The sequence below is a fragment of the Streptomyces sp. NPDC056580 genome, from assembly GCF_042793175.1.
Lineage (GTDB): Bacteria > Actinomycetota > Actinomycetes > Streptomycetales > Streptomycetaceae > Streptomyces.
Genome location: NZ_JBHTVE010000019.1, coordinates 89,958 through 106,170 on the forward strand (window position 1 = coordinate 89,958; position 16,213 = coordinate 106,170).

A 16,213-nucleotide genomic window follows, 5' to 3' on the forward strand; every position below is an offset into this window, starting at 1 on the left:
CCTGGTCCAGCAGGTGCGCCGGTGCGCCGGTTGCCACCGCGGCCGCAGAGTGCCGCAGTGGCCCGACGGTTCCTGGGCAACGTACTGGACGGCGTGGCCTCGGACGTGGTGGACACTGCGCAGCTGCTGGTCAGCGAATTGGTGACCAACGCGGTGATGCACGCGCACACCGAGGTGGAAGTGCGGGCCTGGACTTCGGGCGGAAGGGTGCACGTCCACGTCAGTGATCAGAAACCGAACCGCGTCCTGGTGCGCCCCACCGGCGGCACCGCGTATGCCGCCACGGGCAGAGGCCTGGCCATGGTTGAGCAGCTGGCCTCCAGCCACGGTGTCCTTCTCGGCGAGGACCGCAAGACGGTCTGGTTCGAATTGTGGCGCGACATCCCCGAGCCGCCGTCCTCGGGCTGGAGCCTCCCTGCTGCGCCTCTTGGCGCGACGGTGACCGTGGAGCTCGTCGATCTGCCCGGAGCGCTGCACGCGGCGGCCCAGCAGCACCGCGAAGCACTGCTGCGTGAATCCCTGCTGGCCGCGTCCGCGGGCGACCTGCCTTCTCTCCCGCTGGAAGACCTGCTGACCGCGCACGACACCAACCACCTCGTCAGTGCACGTCTGGCCCCCGTGTCCGAGCCTCATATCCGCGGGGACCTGCGCACAGTACACGTGCAGATGCCTGCCGACGCCCAGGAAGCCATACTCACCCTGGACCGGATGCTCGACGCAGCCAACGAAGCGGCCAGCCAGGGACGGCTGCTGACCCGGCCGGCCCTGCCGCAGATCCGCGCCGCCACCCGCTGGCTCCTCGGCCAGATAACTGGCCAGCTCGGCGGACAAGACCCGACCGCCTGGACCGCGGCCCCCCGCGAGCCAAGCACCACGCCCCCCGAGCTGGCTTCCTGGGACCCCGGTCGTCTGCAGGCCAGCAGCACCCCGACCATCGCCGCCGACGACGGCAACAGGATCATCGCCGCGAACGCGGCAGCAGCAGACCTCCTGGGCTGGCAACCGGGCGACCTCATCGGACAACGGATCACCGCGATCATCCCGGAACACCTGCGCGAACGCCACATCGCCGCCTTCACGTCCCTACTGCTCACCGGAGAGCCGCACATCCTCGGCTGCCCGGTGACCATGCCGGCCCTTCACCACGACGGCGGACTGGTCGAGATCAGCCTGTGCATCCAGACACAAGAGGCAACCGACGGCCGCAGCGTGTTCGTCGCCCGCCTCACCGGACGGGAACGCCACGGAAGAGGAGTTCCTCGCGCGACGTAGTGGGCCGCCGCTCATCGACCTGGGTCAGGACGAGGCTTCTCCGGCTCCAACCGCTGCCCATTAGTTCAGGGGGGAGAGGACGTCAAAGTAGACGGTTGCCACGACTCTCTGGGAAGTGCGTTGCGCATGGCCGGTCGACGCGGCCGGCCGGCGCTGGGAGGCTGCCGCCCGGCCGTCGGTGCGCCGAAAATGGCTCCGGGCTCGGCACCCAACGCTGGGTTGTGGAGCGCGCGTTTGCCCACCTGCACTGGTTCCGCCGCCTGCGGATCCGCTAGGAGATCCGCGATGACATCCACGAGGCATTCCTCATCCTCGGATGCGCTCTCATCTGTTGGCGACGCCTGAACTCGCCCCGCCTGGTTCCGGTTGAGGCGGCTGGTGCAGGATCTTGAGGTCGGGATCTGGCTCCAGGAGGCACCACATCACCATCATCACGCACGAGGACCCGATCGGCCGGGGTCCCAGCAACTACATGATCCACGCTGGTCTGTCGGATCGGGAGGACGGCTGGCGCGAGCAGCTTTGGACCCGGCAGCTCGCGCCTGACCGGTTCGAGGTGGCCTGTCTGCCTTTCTTCACCTACGGCATCTGCTATCGCGATGTAGTGACCGTAGACAGCGACCACCTGGTAACCGGCGTGCTGGAGAAATCCGGCCACCGGACACTCCGGGTCGCTCTCGTCATTGATCACCCAGATCGGGACCAGCTGCACGAGCTCCTGCACGGCAGCACCGTTGAGGCCGGCTTGCCCCACGAATGGCTACAGGGGACCTACCTCGCGGTGGACCTCCCGCCGGGCACGGATCCGACAGCAGCACTCGTGAAGATCCTGGAGGTATCCGCTCAAATGGGCGCTCTCCACTGGGAGATCGACTCCTGAGCATTCCGATAGGAGTTCTAAGCCGTTTGTGCCGTTCTGCCACACCAGGACTCCTACCTGGTAGAGCCATCCTTCACCTGTCGGCGGGCATGCAGCCGTCCGCGGACTTCATGGGCGTCGGGGAGCATGACGAAGATCGGAGCCCCGTGGGGTGGCGTTATGGTCACGAGCGGCGATCTTGGAGTATGAGTAGCGCTGCGAGGGCCGTGGCGGGGTCAGGGTCGGGTTGGCCGATAGGCCACCAGGCGCCGTCCTCTTTCCCGTACGGGTACCAGCGGCCGTCGCGGCCGTAGCGCAGTTGGCGGTCGCGGCCGACGACGGTGAAGCGGTTGCGCCACCTGCGCAGTTGGGGAGGCGGTCCGTCCGCCCAGTCCTCGGCGAGTGAGGCTCGGGTGCGGGTGAGTACGGATGGGTCCGGGGTCCAGGGGTCCTCCAGGACCGCAAGTGCGGCCGTGCCGTCGTAGCTCCAGGCCCGTACCGCCTGGGCGAGGTCGATCAGCGGGCGGCCGGTGCTCTCGGCGATCCGGGCGAAGACCTCTGTCTGTGGGTGCTCGGCGGCGATGCGCACAGCGTCCTGCCACTCCGTGAGGTCAGATGGATTCGGTGGTGTGTCGTTCGCCAGCGCGGCGGCGAGTTGGCGACGGGCGCGCTCGGCTGCGTCAGCGGCCAGGGTTTGAAGCGCATCCGGGTCGATGCCTGGTTCGGCGGGCCGGGACGCCTCGAAGACGGGCGGGTACCCGGCGCGTTCGGGCAGGGGCGGCGGTCCGGGCAGCGGTGGCAGGTCGGCGCGCGCCGCGAAGGCCTCCCGGGCCGGTGTACCTGAGGGCGGGGAGAAAGCGCGCGGGGACGGAACCGACACTGACGCCGAGGCTGCCGCCTGCGATGCCGCACGGGCGGCGTTGCGGCGGGCGAGCTCGTCCAGCAGCTGCTGTTCGCCGCGGCCGCGCATCAACAGCAGTACGAAAGGATCTTCGTCCAGCAGGCGTGCGACCTGGTAGCACAGCGCGGCGCCGTGCTTGCACGGGTAGCCCCAGTCGGGGCAGGAGCAGGACGGCTGAAGGTCGTTGGCGGACGGTAGCAGCCGTACGCCGGCCTTCAGCGTGTCCTTGACCAGCTCGGTTGGCATGTCGCGGTCCAGCAGTGCGGCGATGTGCCCGGCGCGCGCCGCCACCGCGTCCAGGAGCCGGTCCCATGCCGCGTCGCTGAGGACGGGGATCGCCAATGACACCCGGTAGGGCCGCGGCCTGCTCCCCTGCACCGGGGCGCTGATCCGGCCCGGGACCACGGTCATCTCACCCACGGATCCGCGCCGCGCGTAGGTGCGACCGCGGGTGAGGCGGCCGGAATCGAGCGAGCACTCCTCCAGCGCCGACACCCACGCCTGGCCCCACCAGGCCGAGACGAAACCGCCTCGGCGGCCGGGAGCCGGAGGGAAGGGCGGGAAAGTGCGGGCGAGCTGCCCTTGGGCCCGCTGCTTGGGCTGCGTCGGGCGCGGGCTCACTTGCGGCTTCCCCTCGCAGTGCGCAGACGGTCTGTGCTCCAAGGCGTGGTGTCGTGGCGCATCGTTACCAGTTCGGCCAGTTCGGCGTCGGAGAGTTCGGTGAGTGCCACCTCGCCATGGCTCAGCACAGCGTCCGCGAGCCCCTTCTTCTGCTTGAGCATCTGCGCGATCCGATCCTCGACCGTCCCCTCCGCGATCAGGCGGTGCACCTGCACCGGCTGGGTCTGGCCCATGCGGTGCGCGCGGTCGGTGGCCTGGTCTTCGACCGCCGGGTTCCACCAGCGGTCGAAGTGGATGACGTGGCCGGCGCGGGTCAGGTTGAGGCCGGTGCCGGCGGCCTTGAGGGAGAGCAGGAAGACTGGCCGATCGCCGCGCTGGAACCGTTCGACCATCTCCTCGCGCTGCTTCACCGGCGTTTGGCCGTGCAGGAACTGCGCCGCGATGCCGCGGTCTGCGAGATGCCGCTTCAGCAGCCGGCCCATCTCGACGTACTGGGTGAAGACGAGCACCGAGCCGCCCTCGGCCACGATCGCATCCACCAATTCGTCGAGCAGCTCCAGTTTGCCGGAGCGGTCGGCGAGCTTCGTGTTCTTCTCCTTCAGGTACTGCGCCGGGTGGTTGCAGACCTGCTTGAGGCCGGTGAGCAGCTTCATCACCAGGCCGCGCCGAGCCATTCCGTCCGCCTCGCCGATCGCCGCCAGCGACTCGCGCACCAGCGCCTCGTACAGGGACGCCTGCTCCTTCGTCAGCGAGACAGGCCGGTCGGTCTCGGTCTTGGGCGGTAGCTCGGGGGCAATGCCCGGGTCGGACTTGCGGCGGCGCATCAGAAAGGGGCGGACCAGGCGGGCGAGACGGTTCGCAGTCTCCTGGTCGCCGTCGGCCTCGACGGCACGGGCGTAGCGGTCACGGAAGGCGGTGAACGTGCCGAGCAGGCCGGGTGTCGTCCAGTCGAGCAGAGCCCATAGCTCGGAGAGGTTGTTTTCAACCGGAGTGCCGGTCAGCGCGATGCGCCCGCCGGCGGGGACGGCGCGCAGCGCCCGCGCGGTGTCGGAGTACGGGTTCTTGATGTGCTGCGCCTCGTCCGCGACGAGCAGGCCCCACCGCACAGCGGTGTCGGCCAGGAGCGCCGCGTCGCGGCGAAGCGTGCCGTACGTGCTGAGGACAAAGGCGTTCGGTGTGAGGTCCTCCAGGGTGCGGCCCGGACCGTGGAAGCGGCGTACGGGGATACCGGGTGCGAAGCGCTGCACTTCACGCTCCCAGTTGCCGAGCAGCGACGTCGGACAGACCACCAGGGTGGGGCCTTGGGCCGATCGCTCGTGACGGCGCAGGTGAAGGGAGATCAGGGTGATCGTTTTGCCGAGGCCCATGTCATCGGCCAGACAGCAGCCCAGGCCCAGGGAGGTCATCCGATCCAGCCAGGTAAGGCCCCCCAGCTGATAGTCGCGCAGGGTGGCTGCAAGCATGGCGGGCTGGCCGGTGGAGGCCGATGCAGCGTCTTGGCCCGCCTCCGGCTCGGCGATCCGCGCGCGCAACTGCTCCAGGGCGCCGCCCGCGGTGACCGGCACGCACGTCCCGTCGATCTCTACCGCACCGGTCAGCACCGCGCCCAGGGCGTCGATCGGGGTGAGCTCGCGGCCGCGCTGCTCGCGGACCTTGCGGACCAGCGCCTGGTCGACCACCACCCACTGGTCGCGCAACCGCACCACCGGGCGGTGCGCCTCGATGAGGCGGTCCATCTCCTCCTGGGTAAGCGACTGGCCCCCCAACGCCAACTGCCAGCGGAATTCAAGGAGCTGACCGGAGGAGAGGAAGGTCTCCAGATCCGACTGCGTCTTCTTGCGCCGGGGCGGCTCCAGCAGGCCGGTCGCGGTCAGCTCCTTCGTCAGGGCCCTTGGCAGGTGGACCTGGATTCCGGCGGCAGCCAGCCGCTCCGCAGCCTCACCGAGCAGTTCCAGCAGCTCGTCGTCGGCGAGCTGCAGCACGTCGGGCGCGGCCGCCAAGAGCAGGCGCGACAGCGGCGGCCATGCCTTCGCGCCACGGCGCAGCGCCAGCAGCGCGTCGATACGGGTACGGGCGCCGAACTGCTCCTGAGCGGCTGCAGCCCCGGCCCACAGCTCGGCCGTATCTACCACCAGGGTGGAGTCGGCGAGGCTGTGTAACTGCACCACGGCCCGAAACTTTGGCCCGGCGCCGTCGCTCTCGCAGAAGTCTGCGCCGTCCCACGCGTCGCTGTCTCCCTCCAGACGCAGGGAGACGCGCACGCCCGCATCCATCCCAGCAGCTACCTCGGCCGCCCACTCACGCTGTTCGGGGATAGACACCGGCATCCGAGCGGCCAAGGCAGGACCGGCCATCAGGTGGCGCGCTGCCGGGGAGCGCGGCAGGCCGTCCGCGACCGCGTCCACAAAGGCCCGCAGCAGTGGCTCGGCGGCGGGCAGTGCTACGGGCGACGAGCCCGGCAACGGCACCGCGCGCGCCTCCGGTGGCATCGCCGCCGCGAGGTCGTGTATCCGGCTCACGTCGTCGCCGTCCAGCGGTCCGAGTCGCCAGGCGTCGAACCCCGTGGGGCTCAGCCCCGGCAACAGCCGCCCTCGCGCAACGAGTTGAAGCGCGATCAGGGCCCCTGCTCCCCACCACGCGGCGGAAATCGTGGCTTTGCCGCTCTGCACCAAGGCGCGAGCGTGGGTGAGGACGGGCACCGCCTGCGCGACCGGCAGCAGCACCGCGCTCACCCTCCGCCGCCGAATCCCGTTCCCGTGCGGCCGCACGACGGTGAGCTCCCTCAGCTCCACATCGCAATCAGGCAGCCCGCCGCCGTCCGCCCGCCAGAACGCCACACGGCCTTCCCTGGCCGGATCTCCGGGCAGGAAGACGGCTTCGCATGCGCTGAGCGCGGCTGAGACAGCCAGCGCAACCGCTCCCGGCTTCCGCTGCCCGGCAGGCTCACCCACTTCGACGACCTGGAGGATACGCACCATGATCGTATGCCCTTCGAGCCGGAGCGCGGACATGCGCTGAAGTGACGCACCTTCACGCGTTGTCATCGCGCATCCACAACCTGTACGGCGGAATGCTATCGGCCCGTGGTGGGCGCTCGTGTCAACGACCGATTCATTCGGCTCTGATCTACACTTCCGGATCGCCGAGCGTGACCGGCTCGAAGTCACTGACGGCGCTCTACGAGGATCAGCGCAACGGCACGCGGGCGCTGGGGCCCGCAATCCACGACGTCGACCCGGTTGCGCTCCTGGAGGAGGCTCGCGAGATCTTGGGCAGCGGGCGCAAACCGCAGGCCAACAATCGGTCAGCGCATGGGCGCCATGGCGTTGGCGCACGACCGCGTCCCGGAGGCGTGCGGCGTGCGCTCGTAGAGGCCCGGTCGGCGGACACGAGTGGACCGCGCAGACCTCGCCATCACGGCCGTCGAGGGGAGGGCCGTAGCGATGGGCGTTGGCTATTTCAGGTCTCCGGAACACCCTTGCATCGGCGTTGCGTTGCCCTGGAGCACGGGACCGGCTCGGCTGGTGTGGGCTCGGGCCGGATCAGCCGTCCGATGGGGCGCACGCCTGGTAGTCGCCGGAGACCGACGTGAGGTACCTGGAGCGCTCCGACGGACTGAGTTGACGGCTGACCCGACCACACAGCTCCTTGATCCACGAGTCGGTCGTCATGTCCCAGGAGAGCAGCTCCCCGCCTTCGGTGGCTGACCACAATTGCTTGCCGTCGTCGGAGTAGGCGATGCTGCTCTGCCACCCAGTTCCCAAGGAGGTGGCGTGGGAGCCGGCGGCGAACGGGATGTCCACGCTGGCCAGACGTCCGCCCGTCGCCGAGTCCCAGAACCACACGGTCCCGTCTCCCGCCACGTCTCCCGCTATGAATTCCAGGATTTCACCGCGGTCCGACCGGTTGCACCTCTGCCGGCCAGTCAGGGGACATGCTGAGCACAGAAGGGGTCACGCCGCACAACGTTGACAATGACGCTGTTCCCCTCGTCACACCCCGTGGCCGGGGCTTTGTCGCCCTGCGGGCCCAGTGTCCGGTGCTCGTGGTGACGACCTTCGGTCGCGACGCCTCCTGCGCTCGCCTGGCTGTTGCCACCCCCGATGTGGAGGCCGACGCGGCTCGGTTGCGGCAGCCACCGAAAGAGGCAAAAAGTTGAGTCGACAGTTGTCAACTTCCGGCGTCGAGAGGGTCTGGGACACTGCCGCACACCCGACGGGCATGCCGTTGGACGCCTGGCGTGAGGGTGAGACGCTCTTCGTGGAGCTGGACCTGCCGGGCGTGGACCCGGAGTCCATCGACCTCGATGTCGAGCGCAACGTCCTGACGGTGAAGGCCGTACGCAAGCAGGCGTCCGGCGAGAACACCGAAACTGTGGTCACCGAGCGGCCCGCGGGGACGTTCAGCCGGCGGCTGTTCCTCGGCGAGACCCTCGACACCGACAAGATCGAGGCCTCCTGAGAGGCCGGTGTGCTGAAGCTGCGCATCCCGGTCGCGGAGCAGGCCAAGCCCCGCAAGGTCGCCATCAGCGGCGGCGGCGACCGCTAGGAATTGGACGGCTGACGCCACAGCGCCGCACACCCCTGCTTCAGGACCTCGGTACACTCCGGGGCCCTGGCGCCGTCCCTGGCCTCTCGTGGGCCTAACCAGCCGTCGGACATGACGGCGCGGGAAGGTAAGGCCCCCCTGACCGCGCCGAAGCCCAGCCATGCAGGGCCACAGCCCGGCTGGTGTTCGCTGAGGGGGGTGAGGAGCCCGAAGGGTATCGGTGCAGTTGGAAGCCGTGCAGTCGCTGCACAGGCAGAGATGTCGCACCCGGAGCATTTCGGACGGAGCTCGCAACTGCGTGCGGCAAATGACGTGGTCGCTGGCAAGCACCAGCAGCCGCGGGTCCGCATGTATACGGGGACCCTCCAAGATTCAAGTACGGCTCAACACCATCGTCTCAGCGGCACCGGGAAACAGGCGGCCCCGACGGCTGAAGACCGCCCCCTGTTCAGCCCATCACCGGCGCGCACGGCTGACAGTCATTGTGGGGGGATTGCCTGTGCCGCGTGCCGGTGAGTCACGAGCGGGACGGACGCTCCGGCTCCCCGCCGTCGGCGTCGAACACCCTGGTGAAGGTAGCCCCGCACCGGCAGCGGGAGTGCTCGATCAGTTCCCCGATCTCGGACACGCTCAGCCCTAGGCTGAGCCGCACATGCACATGATCACCCATGTGGAGCTGCTTCCCTTGACGTTCCTGGTCCGGCCATGGTGGGTCCGGATGCCGGGGGTGACAATGCCGCAGCTCACACCGACGCCGACCACGACCCCTCCCTGTGCAGGCCATGAAGCGCCTGAGCGCGTGCCGGTCAATGATCGGTTAGGACTGAGAGCTGAGCGGACGGGTGCCCGCCCGCCCCCGGAGGCGGGCAAGCACCCGTCCGGATCAGATCACGGGGACGAGTGGGTCGACCGCTGGGAATCTGTCGTGCCGGACTGCGTCCCGGGCGCTGCGGAGGGGGACGATGGCCGCGGAGCGTATGCCGGTGGCCTCGAACAGGCGGCGCTGTTCGACCGCGATGCCGGAATCGGGTGCTGGTAGGCCTTGGGACCGGCAAATGTGGAAGCAACACCGCGCAGCGCTCTGGCAGCGGCATCGGGGATTCTTCCGGCACCGGGGGCATCGGACCTTCTCTTCGTGATGCACCGGCGTGTCGACGTCGGCATGGACCACGGCGGCGCGCCACACCTCGTCCCGCTCCGTGATCACGTCGAACCTCGGCCTAGGCGGTGCGTCCGGCGTGGAAGGCCTGCCGCATGCTGCATCGGCTGGTCGGCATCGGCTGGCCGTGGGCATCGCGATGCAGCAGATCGTGCGCGTCACGGCCGACGAGGTCCTCAGCGGGCCGGGTCAGCAGTTGCTTGGCTCGGGCGTTGACCGCGATGATGCACCCCCTCTCGTCCACCAAGTACGCCCCCGCGCCGAGGCGGCCAGCGCCCCGCCCACAGTGGTGTCAGCCGCCCCACGGGATCGCTGATCCAAGCTCTCGGTCCGCTCAGGCTCCGCCACGCGTGTGCCTCCTTCATGATCGTCGGCCGTGCCGCCCGCTGCGCACCCGGACCCTGCGTACTGTCCTGCCCTGGGTTCTTTTCCCGGCTACCCCTTGTGCAGGCATACCGGCCCTTGCCCCCCGGCGCGCGCCAGGGAGGCATGCGCCGCTCTCTTGGGTACTGGGCCAGTGACATCAGAAGGTCTGGTGCCGCGGGACACGCACCTCGGAGGTGACCATGAGGTACGACGAGTTCCTTGCCCGCGTACGCGAGCGAGGCGAGTACACCGACCAGGACGAAGCCGCCACGATCACCGAAGCCGTCCTGGGCGTGCTGGCACAGCGGATCACCCCGGGAGAGGTCGACGACCTCGCCTCCCAGCTGCCCGGCCCGCTCGGACAGATACTCGCCGACACCAAGCAGCAGCCTGAAAGGTTCGGGATCGAGGAGTTCCACCGCCGGGTCGCGGAACGTATCGGGGCACGGCCACGCACCGCCGAATGGGACGCCAGCGCCGTCCTGACCACCGTCGCGGACACCGTCAGCGGCGGCGAGCTGAACCAGATCATCAGCCAGCTCCCCTCCAGCTACGCCCTCTTGTTCGGCAAGCCCGACCTCGCCGACTGAGAACACCGCCTCCCGAGGAACTGGCCCAGCGGCCGGGCTCTCCAAGCGGCTGTGTCCTCGGCGCCCTGGCCATGCCGGGCTGCGCAAGACCCGGTGGTGGCTGTGAAAGACGCGTGCAATGCCGGTTGAGTTTTGATGCCACCGCTCGACCAGACCCCAGCAGGGACCTAACGTCGAGTGCAGGCAAAGCCAGATGCCCGGGCGCTGTCCTTGCCAGGCTCTCCTGGTTCGGATCACAGCCGAGGGAGCCGCCGGACCGCCTGCTTGTCGTGACCGGGGTGCCAGGGGCACATCTGGGTACGCGCACCTTAAGGCCGGGTCGCCCGTCCCGAACGGATCTTCCGGATCTGGGGTGCCCTTGGCTTGTGGAAGTCCCCGACGCGCCTTGCGTGCTTTCACCCTAAGCAGCAGGGGGCCACCCATGAGACGGGATCGGCCGGGCGCGGGGCGGGCAGGCGACGGGGGGAATGCGCCCGCCCGCCTCGCGGGCAATGGCCCGTACGGGGGGGAACGGGCCTTGGCGGGCCAGCATGACCAGCCCGTGAAGCACAGCCGGCGTCCCAGGCCTACTACGACAAGAAGATCGCCCAGGGAAAGCACCACACCCAGGCCCTGCTCTGCCTCGCCAGACGACGAGCCGACGTCCCCTTCGCCATGCTCCGCGACGGCATGCTCTACGAGCCCCGGCCGGCCACGGCAGTCGGCGGAGCCTAGGAAGAAGCTCCGCCCGGAAGGTGGGCAACCACCTCATAGTTGGCGATCCGTCCCGCCAGTGCCCGCGGACTCACACCATGAGCGTTAACCCGGTCGGGGTCAGCACCGGCTTCCAGCAGCAGCCGGACGGCCGCCCCCTCGCCCTGCGAACAGAACACCGCCCGCCACAACGGCGTATTGCCGTGACCATCCACGGCATCGACCGACGCGCCCGCGGCCAACAGAACCTCGATGACCGATGGCGCCTGGGCCTGAGCCGCAAGATGCAGCGGCGTCCAACCTGCGGCATCGCCTACCTCAGGGTCGGCGCCCCCGGCCAACAGCACCCTCAGGCCTTCCACATCCCCGTCGACAGCCGCACAGTGCACCGCCGTCCGCCCCAACCGATCCCGATCCGTCATGCCGCCATCCTGACCCACGATCTTGACCAAAGAGATAGGGGCACCCCCGTCGCCGCCAGGGGGTCTGGCCTTGCGCGGCTTGGTGCTGGCCGGGGCAGTGTCGGTGCTGCCGGAAGAACGCTCCCGCACCCCTCCACATGCGGCGGTCGAGCACCCCGGCACGTCGGTATGCCTCGCGGCACCCGCGCGCGCCGCACCCCGGCCCCGGCATTCGCGGCGTCTCGTGATGAGTCAGGGCGTCGACGGGTTGTGGACCTCGTTGCGCTGCGGGTCAAAACAGGTCAGGCCGTGCTTTCGCGCAAGGGCGAAGACCGCGCGAGAGAAATTTTCGGCCCGCGACCAGCCGACGGCAAGGATCAGCCGGTGCTCGTTTGCATCCGGGCTGACGCTCCAGACGATGTCGTCGATCTCATCATCATCCGGGTCATCAGGGTCGGGGAACCCCACCAGCAGATTATCCATGAGGGCGAGATTCCGCGGGTCAGGCTGAACGACGCTGTCATCGCCGTCTGCCAGGCTCTGGCAGACAAGCAGTGCCCGCTCGACGGTGATCGGCGTCGCCTCATGCCAGACATAGAGATCGAAGCTCATTGCATAACCACCTGCATGATCGCCCTTTCTTGAGTCGATCACCTTCGCGGGCCGGGGCTGGTCTTGCAATCCCTGAACCTCTGACGTCTCCTCCACGACACCCGGGCGTGCTGGCCTACCGCTGTGCGCAGGGGGCCAGCACGCCCCGCTCTAGGCAGCATCCAGCCGCAGTCGTCAGCGGGGGCCAGGTTGTGTCGCTTGCCCCGTCGTGCACGACAGTCAGGTCGGCCGGTGAGCGCCCCGCGAGTCACGGCGGCCCTCACCTGGCCTGCCGCTGGCCCGGCGAGGTGCCGCTCATCGCCTCCGATCCCGGCCTGCGGACCGAGCCGGACCGCCCGAAACGCCTCATCCACCCCGACGCCGACGGCCGCTACCGGATCGGCGGCCTGTGGCCCTGGCAGGACTAGACCGCCACAGACACCGACAGTGACGACTGACCCGCGCCGTCGCTGGAGGAGATAGCCGCGATCGTCTTGTGACGCCAGGGGCGCGTGACCGAGTAGCGGAAGCCCCCCGCACGTCATCGACGCGGGCCCGCTTAGCGACCGGCGAAGCCTTGACCGACGCCCTGCTCGCCGTCAGCGGCGAGGCCGTCGCCCTGCCGACCCGCGGCATGGCGCACCACTGACCAGCCCGCAGCGCTCCCCGGACGCGTCCGGTCCTGGCCGCCGAGCAGACGGTCGCCGAGTCGACCGCCTCTAACGAGGTCGCCGCCCAGCTGACGGTGGAGGCCCCCGAGCTCGCCATCGCCACTTTCGAGGCGGGCGCATACCGACCCTCTGTGCATATCGGGGACATCAGTCGCTTCCCCACCGAACACCACTTCGCCAGCTACACCGGCAGCGCACTCTTGGACGCCTCCAGCGGCAACAACGTCCGCCACCGGCTCAACATCGGTGGAAACGCGCGCTCAACTCGGTCCTGCACACCATCGCCGTCTGCCAGATCCGCGACGGCGGGCGCGGGCAGGACTATTACCTCCGCAAGATCGCTGAGGGGAAGACGCCTTCGGAGGCTCGTCGGGCCCTCAACCGACGGCTGTCCAACGTGGTCTACGTCTACCGGATCATGAAACGAGACCAACGGACCCGCCTCACCCATGCCGCTTGACACACAGAGGCACCTCGGTAGCACGGACGCCCTGCGCAGACTGGCGGTGATGCGGGAGCAGGTTCGGGACCGAGAGGGTGCGGAGACTCTGTTCCGCCTGGCCGCCGACCACGGCGACACGGACGCCCCACGCAGCCTGGCGGTATTACGGGAGGAGGCCGGGGACCGGGAGGGCGCGGAGGCCCTGGCCCGCCAGGCTGTCGACCTCGGCAGCACGGACGCCCTGCTCAACCTGGTGGTGGTGCGGGAGCGGGTTCGGGACCGTGAGGGCGGGCCGTACAACGCCGGGGGAGGGGTTGCTGCCCAGCCACAGCTGCACGGCCTGGGCCAGGCCCTGGATGAGGGAGACACCGCGGTCGTTGGCGACGCTGCGGAACTCGTCCCACTGCCCTGGAGGTAGGAAGGTGGAGAAGGAGTCAGCGCCCGCAGTGTCGATGGTTCCGGGGGTGGAGGCGAGACGGCACCAGTCGGCGATGCCCTGTTCGACGGCCTGCTGAATCTCGAGGCCGTGCTGTGCGGCCCTGACTTTGAGGTTCTGCCGGAGCCATCCCGGCAGCTTGGAGACGACCTTCTCGCGGTCGCTCGAGGTGGCTGGAGAACTCACGGGAGATACCTTACTAACGCGCAAGATCGAATCAAGCACCGGCACGCTAGATAGGGAAAGTTGGGCCGCTGGAGCACAGCTATTACCCGGTAATGGCCTGGAGACGAGCCGGCTCACCCATGCACTGGCCGGCCAGGCCGCCTCACCCGTGACCCGGTGATGCCTACGAAGAGATCAGCTCGCCCTGGTGGTCGAGGCAGGGGCTGTGACCCATTACCGGGTAATAGTCGCTGCCCGGCTCCCCCCCAACCTCAACGTCGTCGCGCCAGACCGCCGCTCCTCCTCGCGCCTCAAAGACGCGAACAGCGCAAGACGGAGGACCATGACCCGTGACCAGCGTTCGATAGCGCGCAACTGGCTGTGGCCGCAGACCTCCGGAGCCCCTGGCCGCAGCGAACCATCGTCAAGAGGCCACTACATGACTAAGGCCTCCTGAGAACTCCTAACGAGATGATCTCCGAGGTGATCCGGGAGGTGTGGGTGGCTCCGCCAAAGCCGTGGAAGCCGACGATGAGTTGTGGGCGGTGATCGAGCCACTGTTGCCGAAGGTGGAGCGAGGGACTCGGCACCCGGGGCGCAAGCGGCATCCTGCCAGCTGGCGTTCCAGGGCATCCTGTACGTGCTGCACACACCGTCATCGTCACGGGAACGCTCACCAACTACTGCTGTGGCACTACGGCCCGGCAGGCATATGAACGCGGCTACAAGGTCGTCTTCGGATCCGACGTCACGGCCACCGATGACGAGTCCCGGCACGAACCCGAACTCGCCGTCCTGCGCAAGGGCTTCGCGCTCGTGCTGACCGCCGAAGAGATCACCGACCGACTGACCGCAGCCACCCCGGCATCACAGGCCGAGGAGCGGGCGAACGTCGCCTGATGCGGTCCTAGTCATAGATCGTCGGGGTCCTCCTCACTTCGTAGCCGTGCGGCGATGTCGGTGGCCCAGCCAAGAGCCCACGTCCGCAGGGCGTCGATCTCGTCGGGTTGAAGCCCGTAGTCGGCGTAGTCCTGGTCATCCCACCACTCCGCGCTGGCAAGACGGTCGTGCAGGTCTTCCAGGCTGAACTCGTATCGGGCGTGTCGGCGACCAAGGTTCTCGAGCTCGGCTTTGGACCGGTGCCGCGAGGCGGCGTGGACGTCGATCAGATCGCGGACCGCGCCTCGGTCGGCAAGGGCTCACCTTCGTGCCGATCACGTCGTCGAGCGACAGCACGGGGCCGAGCTCACTGGATTGGGGAGGGTGCCAGAGCATCTCTTTGAGGACGTCGACCTCGCACTGTTCCCCCGTACCAGGGTCGGTGGTGAGGAATCGGCCGGAGAGAGCGCCGATCTCGATCTCCTCGACTTGCCCGCCACGTTCGGTAAGTCCCTCGCTCACGGCATGAACGATTTCACTGATCGGCGCGGGGTTCTCGGTGGCTACGTCGACGTCTTGGGAGAGGCGGTCGACCAGACCGTGAGCTTGAACTGCGTACCCACCGGTGATCACCAGCGGATACGGAGTCCCGATGTCGAGGATGTCGGTGAGGAGGCGGCGGTGCAGGTCGGAGAGACTCACGCGGCAGTGATTGCCTTATCTGTGGGCAGCTGGGGGAAGCGGCTTTCCCAGGCGTCGCGCAGGGGACGGCTGATCAGCGTCCGCAGAATCGGCCACTGGGCGATGAGCAGGCCGCGGTCGAGATAATCGATCAGGTCCTGGCTCTGCCCCTCCGCCAGTACGGTGCGGTAGAGGCTCATCCGTGATCGAGGCTGGCTGAGCCCGTACGAGCGACGACCGGACCAGACGACGTGCACCGGTAGATCCACCGTGCCGGCCGTCGGCCCGGCGAGCTCCTCCAAGGACGTGGGAAGCCGCGAGGCGTACTGCTCGCGCAGCATCTCGTATGCGCTCGGTGGCGAGAAGTTGGACGGCACGGACATGCCCCCCAGTATCGCTCTTCGAGGCGCCCCATGACCACGCAACCGGGCGCTCGACGGTGCCCAGCGCTGCCGCCGCCTGCTGTGCGGCGACGAGGCGGGCTAACACAGCGCCTCGAGTCGCGAGAGCGGTCACCTCACCACTCGCTGCACCGCCCGCCGCCCGCGCTGTGTCGGCCGACGCATGTCGTTTGCCCACCAATTCGAACAAGCGATCTAATTAGATTATGCATCGCGTTGACCACCTCACCGACATCCAGGAACGGATCCTGCGCTGTATCCGTGAGCACATCGCCACCCATGGCGAGGCTCCGACGATTACGCAGATCGGGGCGGTTGTCGGCCTGCGGAGCCGGGCCTCGGTGCACTACCAGCTGGGCGAGCTGGAGACGAAGCACGCGATCGTCCGGGAGCCCGGACAACGCAGAGGGATCCGTCTGGTATGACCAGCCCCGACCGCTACCACCTGCTGCTCGTCTGTGACGGCCGCCCTTGCGTTGTAGTCGTCACCAGTGAGCCTCGCGCGCTCTTGCTCGGCGGATCATTCCAGCTCGATCA

General features: G+C 68.6%; 13 protein-coding genes and 7 pseudogenes. 10 read left to right on the forward strand and 10 right to left on the reverse strand.

All coding sequences use genetic code 11. The features are described 5' to 3' along the window. Positions 1-21: 21 nt before the first annotated feature. From ACFQ9Z_RS33900 to ACFQ9Z_RS33910, 3 genes and pseudogenes are all read left to right on the forward strand, one after another. Entirely contained in the window at positions 22-1,272 is a 1,251-nt protein-coding gene (locus ACFQ9Z_RS33900) for an ATP-binding protein (protein ID WP_383028879.1), read from the forward strand. A gap of 182 nt (positions 1,273-1,454) precedes the next feature. Further along, a pseudogene (locus ACFQ9Z_RS33905) lies at positions 1,455-1,664 on the forward strand (transposase); the annotation flags it as partial. An 80-nt stretch (positions 1,665-1,744) separates the two neighbouring features. Further along, on the forward strand, positions 1,745-2,152 hold the full coding sequence (locus ACFQ9Z_RS33910; protein WP_383028882.1) for a DUF4265 domain-containing protein: 408 nt from the start codon (positions 1,745-1,747) through the stop codon (positions 2,150-2,152). Between the two features lie 163 nt (positions 2,153-2,315). On the opposite strand, the gene ACFQ9Z_RS33915 is transcribed toward ACFQ9Z_RS33910, so the two are convergent. The 3 genes from ACFQ9Z_RS33915 to ACFQ9Z_RS33925 all read right to left on the reverse strand — a co-directional run bounded on the left by ACFQ9Z_RS33915 (position 2,316) and on the right by ACFQ9Z_RS33925 (position 7,516). Beyond that, complete coding sequence (locus ACFQ9Z_RS33915; RefSeq protein ID WP_383028887.1) at positions 2,316-3,653, reverse strand: SWIM zinc finger family protein; 1,338 nt, start codon at positions 3,651-3,653, stop codon at positions 2,316-2,318. After that, positions 3,650-6,631, reverse strand: coding sequence for a DEAD/DEAH box helicase (locus ACFQ9Z_RS33920; RefSeq protein ID WP_383029017.1), 2,982 nt, complete (start codon positions 6,629-6,631; stop codon positions 3,650-3,652). Before ACFQ9Z_RS33920 ends, ACFQ9Z_RS33915 begins: the two co-directional genes overlap by 4 nt. 564 nt (positions 6,632-7,195) lie before the next feature. Continuing rightward, entirely contained in the window at positions 7,196-7,516 is a 321-nt protein-coding gene (locus tag ACFQ9Z_RS33925) for a hypothetical protein (protein WP_383028890.1), read from the reverse strand. A gap of 292 nt (positions 7,517-7,808) precedes the next feature. On the opposite strand from ACFQ9Z_RS33925, the pseudogene ACFQ9Z_RS33930 reads away from it, so the two are divergent. After that, a pseudogene (locus ACFQ9Z_RS33930) lies at positions 7,809-8,201 on the forward strand (Hsp20/alpha crystallin family protein). 517 nt (positions 8,202-8,718) lie between these two features. On the opposite strand, the gene ACFQ9Z_RS33935 reads toward ACFQ9Z_RS33930, so the two are convergent. Beyond that, positions 8,719-8,871: a hypothetical protein gene (locus tag ACFQ9Z_RS33935; protein WP_383028893.1), complete on the reverse strand. Its 153-nt coding sequence runs from the start codon at positions 8,869-8,871 to the stop codon at positions 8,719-8,721. Positions 8,872-9,141: 270 nt separating this feature from the next. Beyond that, positions 9,142-9,681, reverse strand: a pseudogene (locus ACFQ9Z_RS33940) (PAS domain-containing protein); the annotation flags it as partial. Between the two features lie 245 nt (positions 9,682-9,926). Between ACFQ9Z_RS33940 and ACFQ9Z_RS33945 the strand changes: the two are divergent. Beyond that, positions 9,927-10,316 carry a DUF2267 domain-containing protein gene (locus ACFQ9Z_RS33945; RefSeq protein WP_383028899.1) on the forward strand — a complete coding sequence of 130 codons (390 nt, stop codon included), beginning with the start codon at positions 9,927-9,929 and terminating at the stop codon, positions 10,314-10,316. A 552-nt stretch (positions 10,317-10,868) separates the two neighbouring features. Beyond that, a pseudogene (locus ACFQ9Z_RS33950) lies at positions 10,869-11,030 on the forward strand (IS110 family transposase); the annotation flags it as partial. On the opposite strand, the gene ACFQ9Z_RS33955 reads toward ACFQ9Z_RS33950, so the two are convergent. Next, positions 11,027-11,461 (reverse strand): ankyrin repeat domain-containing protein, encoded by a 435-nt coding sequence (locus ACFQ9Z_RS33955; protein WP_383028902.1) that lies wholly within the window; start codon positions 11,459-11,461, stop codon positions 11,027-11,029. The pseudogene ACFQ9Z_RS33950 and the gene ACFQ9Z_RS33955 overlap by 4 nt on opposite strands. 201 nt (positions 11,462-11,662) lie before the next feature. Further along, complete coding sequence (locus ACFQ9Z_RS33960; RefSeq protein ID WP_383028906.1) at positions 11,663-12,022, reverse strand: hypothetical protein; 360 nt, start codon at positions 12,020-12,022, stop codon at positions 11,663-11,665. A 781-nt stretch (positions 12,023-12,803) separates the two neighbouring features. On the opposite strand from ACFQ9Z_RS33960, the gene ACFQ9Z_RS33965 reads away from it, so the two are divergent. Continuing rightward, positions 12,804-13,094, forward strand: a complete 291-nt coding sequence (locus ACFQ9Z_RS33965) for a transposase (RefSeq protein ID WP_383029022.1) — start codon at positions 12,804-12,806, stop codon at positions 13,092-13,094. Positions 13,095-13,394: 300 nt separating this feature from the next. Here the strand turns inward: ACFQ9Z_RS33965 and ACFQ9Z_RS33970 are convergent. Next, positions 13,395-13,736, reverse strand: a pseudogene (locus tag ACFQ9Z_RS33970) (ParA family protein); the annotation flags it as partial. A 476-nt stretch (positions 13,737-14,212) separates the two neighbouring features. Here ACFQ9Z_RS33970 and ACFQ9Z_RS33975 point away from each other — a divergent pair. After that, positions 14,213-14,367 (forward strand): annotated as a pseudogene (locus ACFQ9Z_RS33975) (transposase); the annotation flags it as partial. A 5-nt stretch (positions 14,368-14,372) separates the two neighbouring features. Then, a complete protein-coding gene (locus ACFQ9Z_RS33980) occupies positions 14,373-14,615 on the forward strand; it encodes an isochorismatase family protein (RefSeq protein ID WP_383029025.1) in 243 nt (80 codons plus the stop codon). An 11-nt stretch (positions 14,616-14,626) separates the two neighbouring features. Here ACFQ9Z_RS33980 and ACFQ9Z_RS33985 read toward each other — a convergent pair. Together ACFQ9Z_RS33985 and ACFQ9Z_RS33990 are read right to left on the reverse strand one after the other, a co-directional pair. Beyond that, a pseudogene (locus ACFQ9Z_RS33985) lies at positions 14,627-15,296 on the reverse strand (nucleotidyl transferase AbiEii/AbiGii toxin family protein). Beyond that, positions 15,293-15,658: a hypothetical protein gene (locus ACFQ9Z_RS33990; protein ID WP_383028909.1), complete on the reverse strand. Its 366-nt coding sequence runs from the start codon at positions 15,656-15,658 to the stop codon at positions 15,293-15,295. The pseudogene ACFQ9Z_RS33985 and the gene ACFQ9Z_RS33990 overlap by 4 nt, the downstream one beginning before the upstream one ends. A gap of 224 nt (positions 15,659-15,882) precedes the next feature. Between ACFQ9Z_RS33990 and ACFQ9Z_RS33995 the strand changes: the two genes are divergently transcribed. Continuing rightward, positions 15,883-16,101, forward strand: a complete 219-nt coding sequence (locus tag ACFQ9Z_RS33995) for a hypothetical protein (RefSeq protein ID WP_383028914.1) — start codon at positions 15,883-15,885, stop codon at positions 16,099-16,101. Positions 16,102-16,213: the final 112 nt, after the last annotated feature.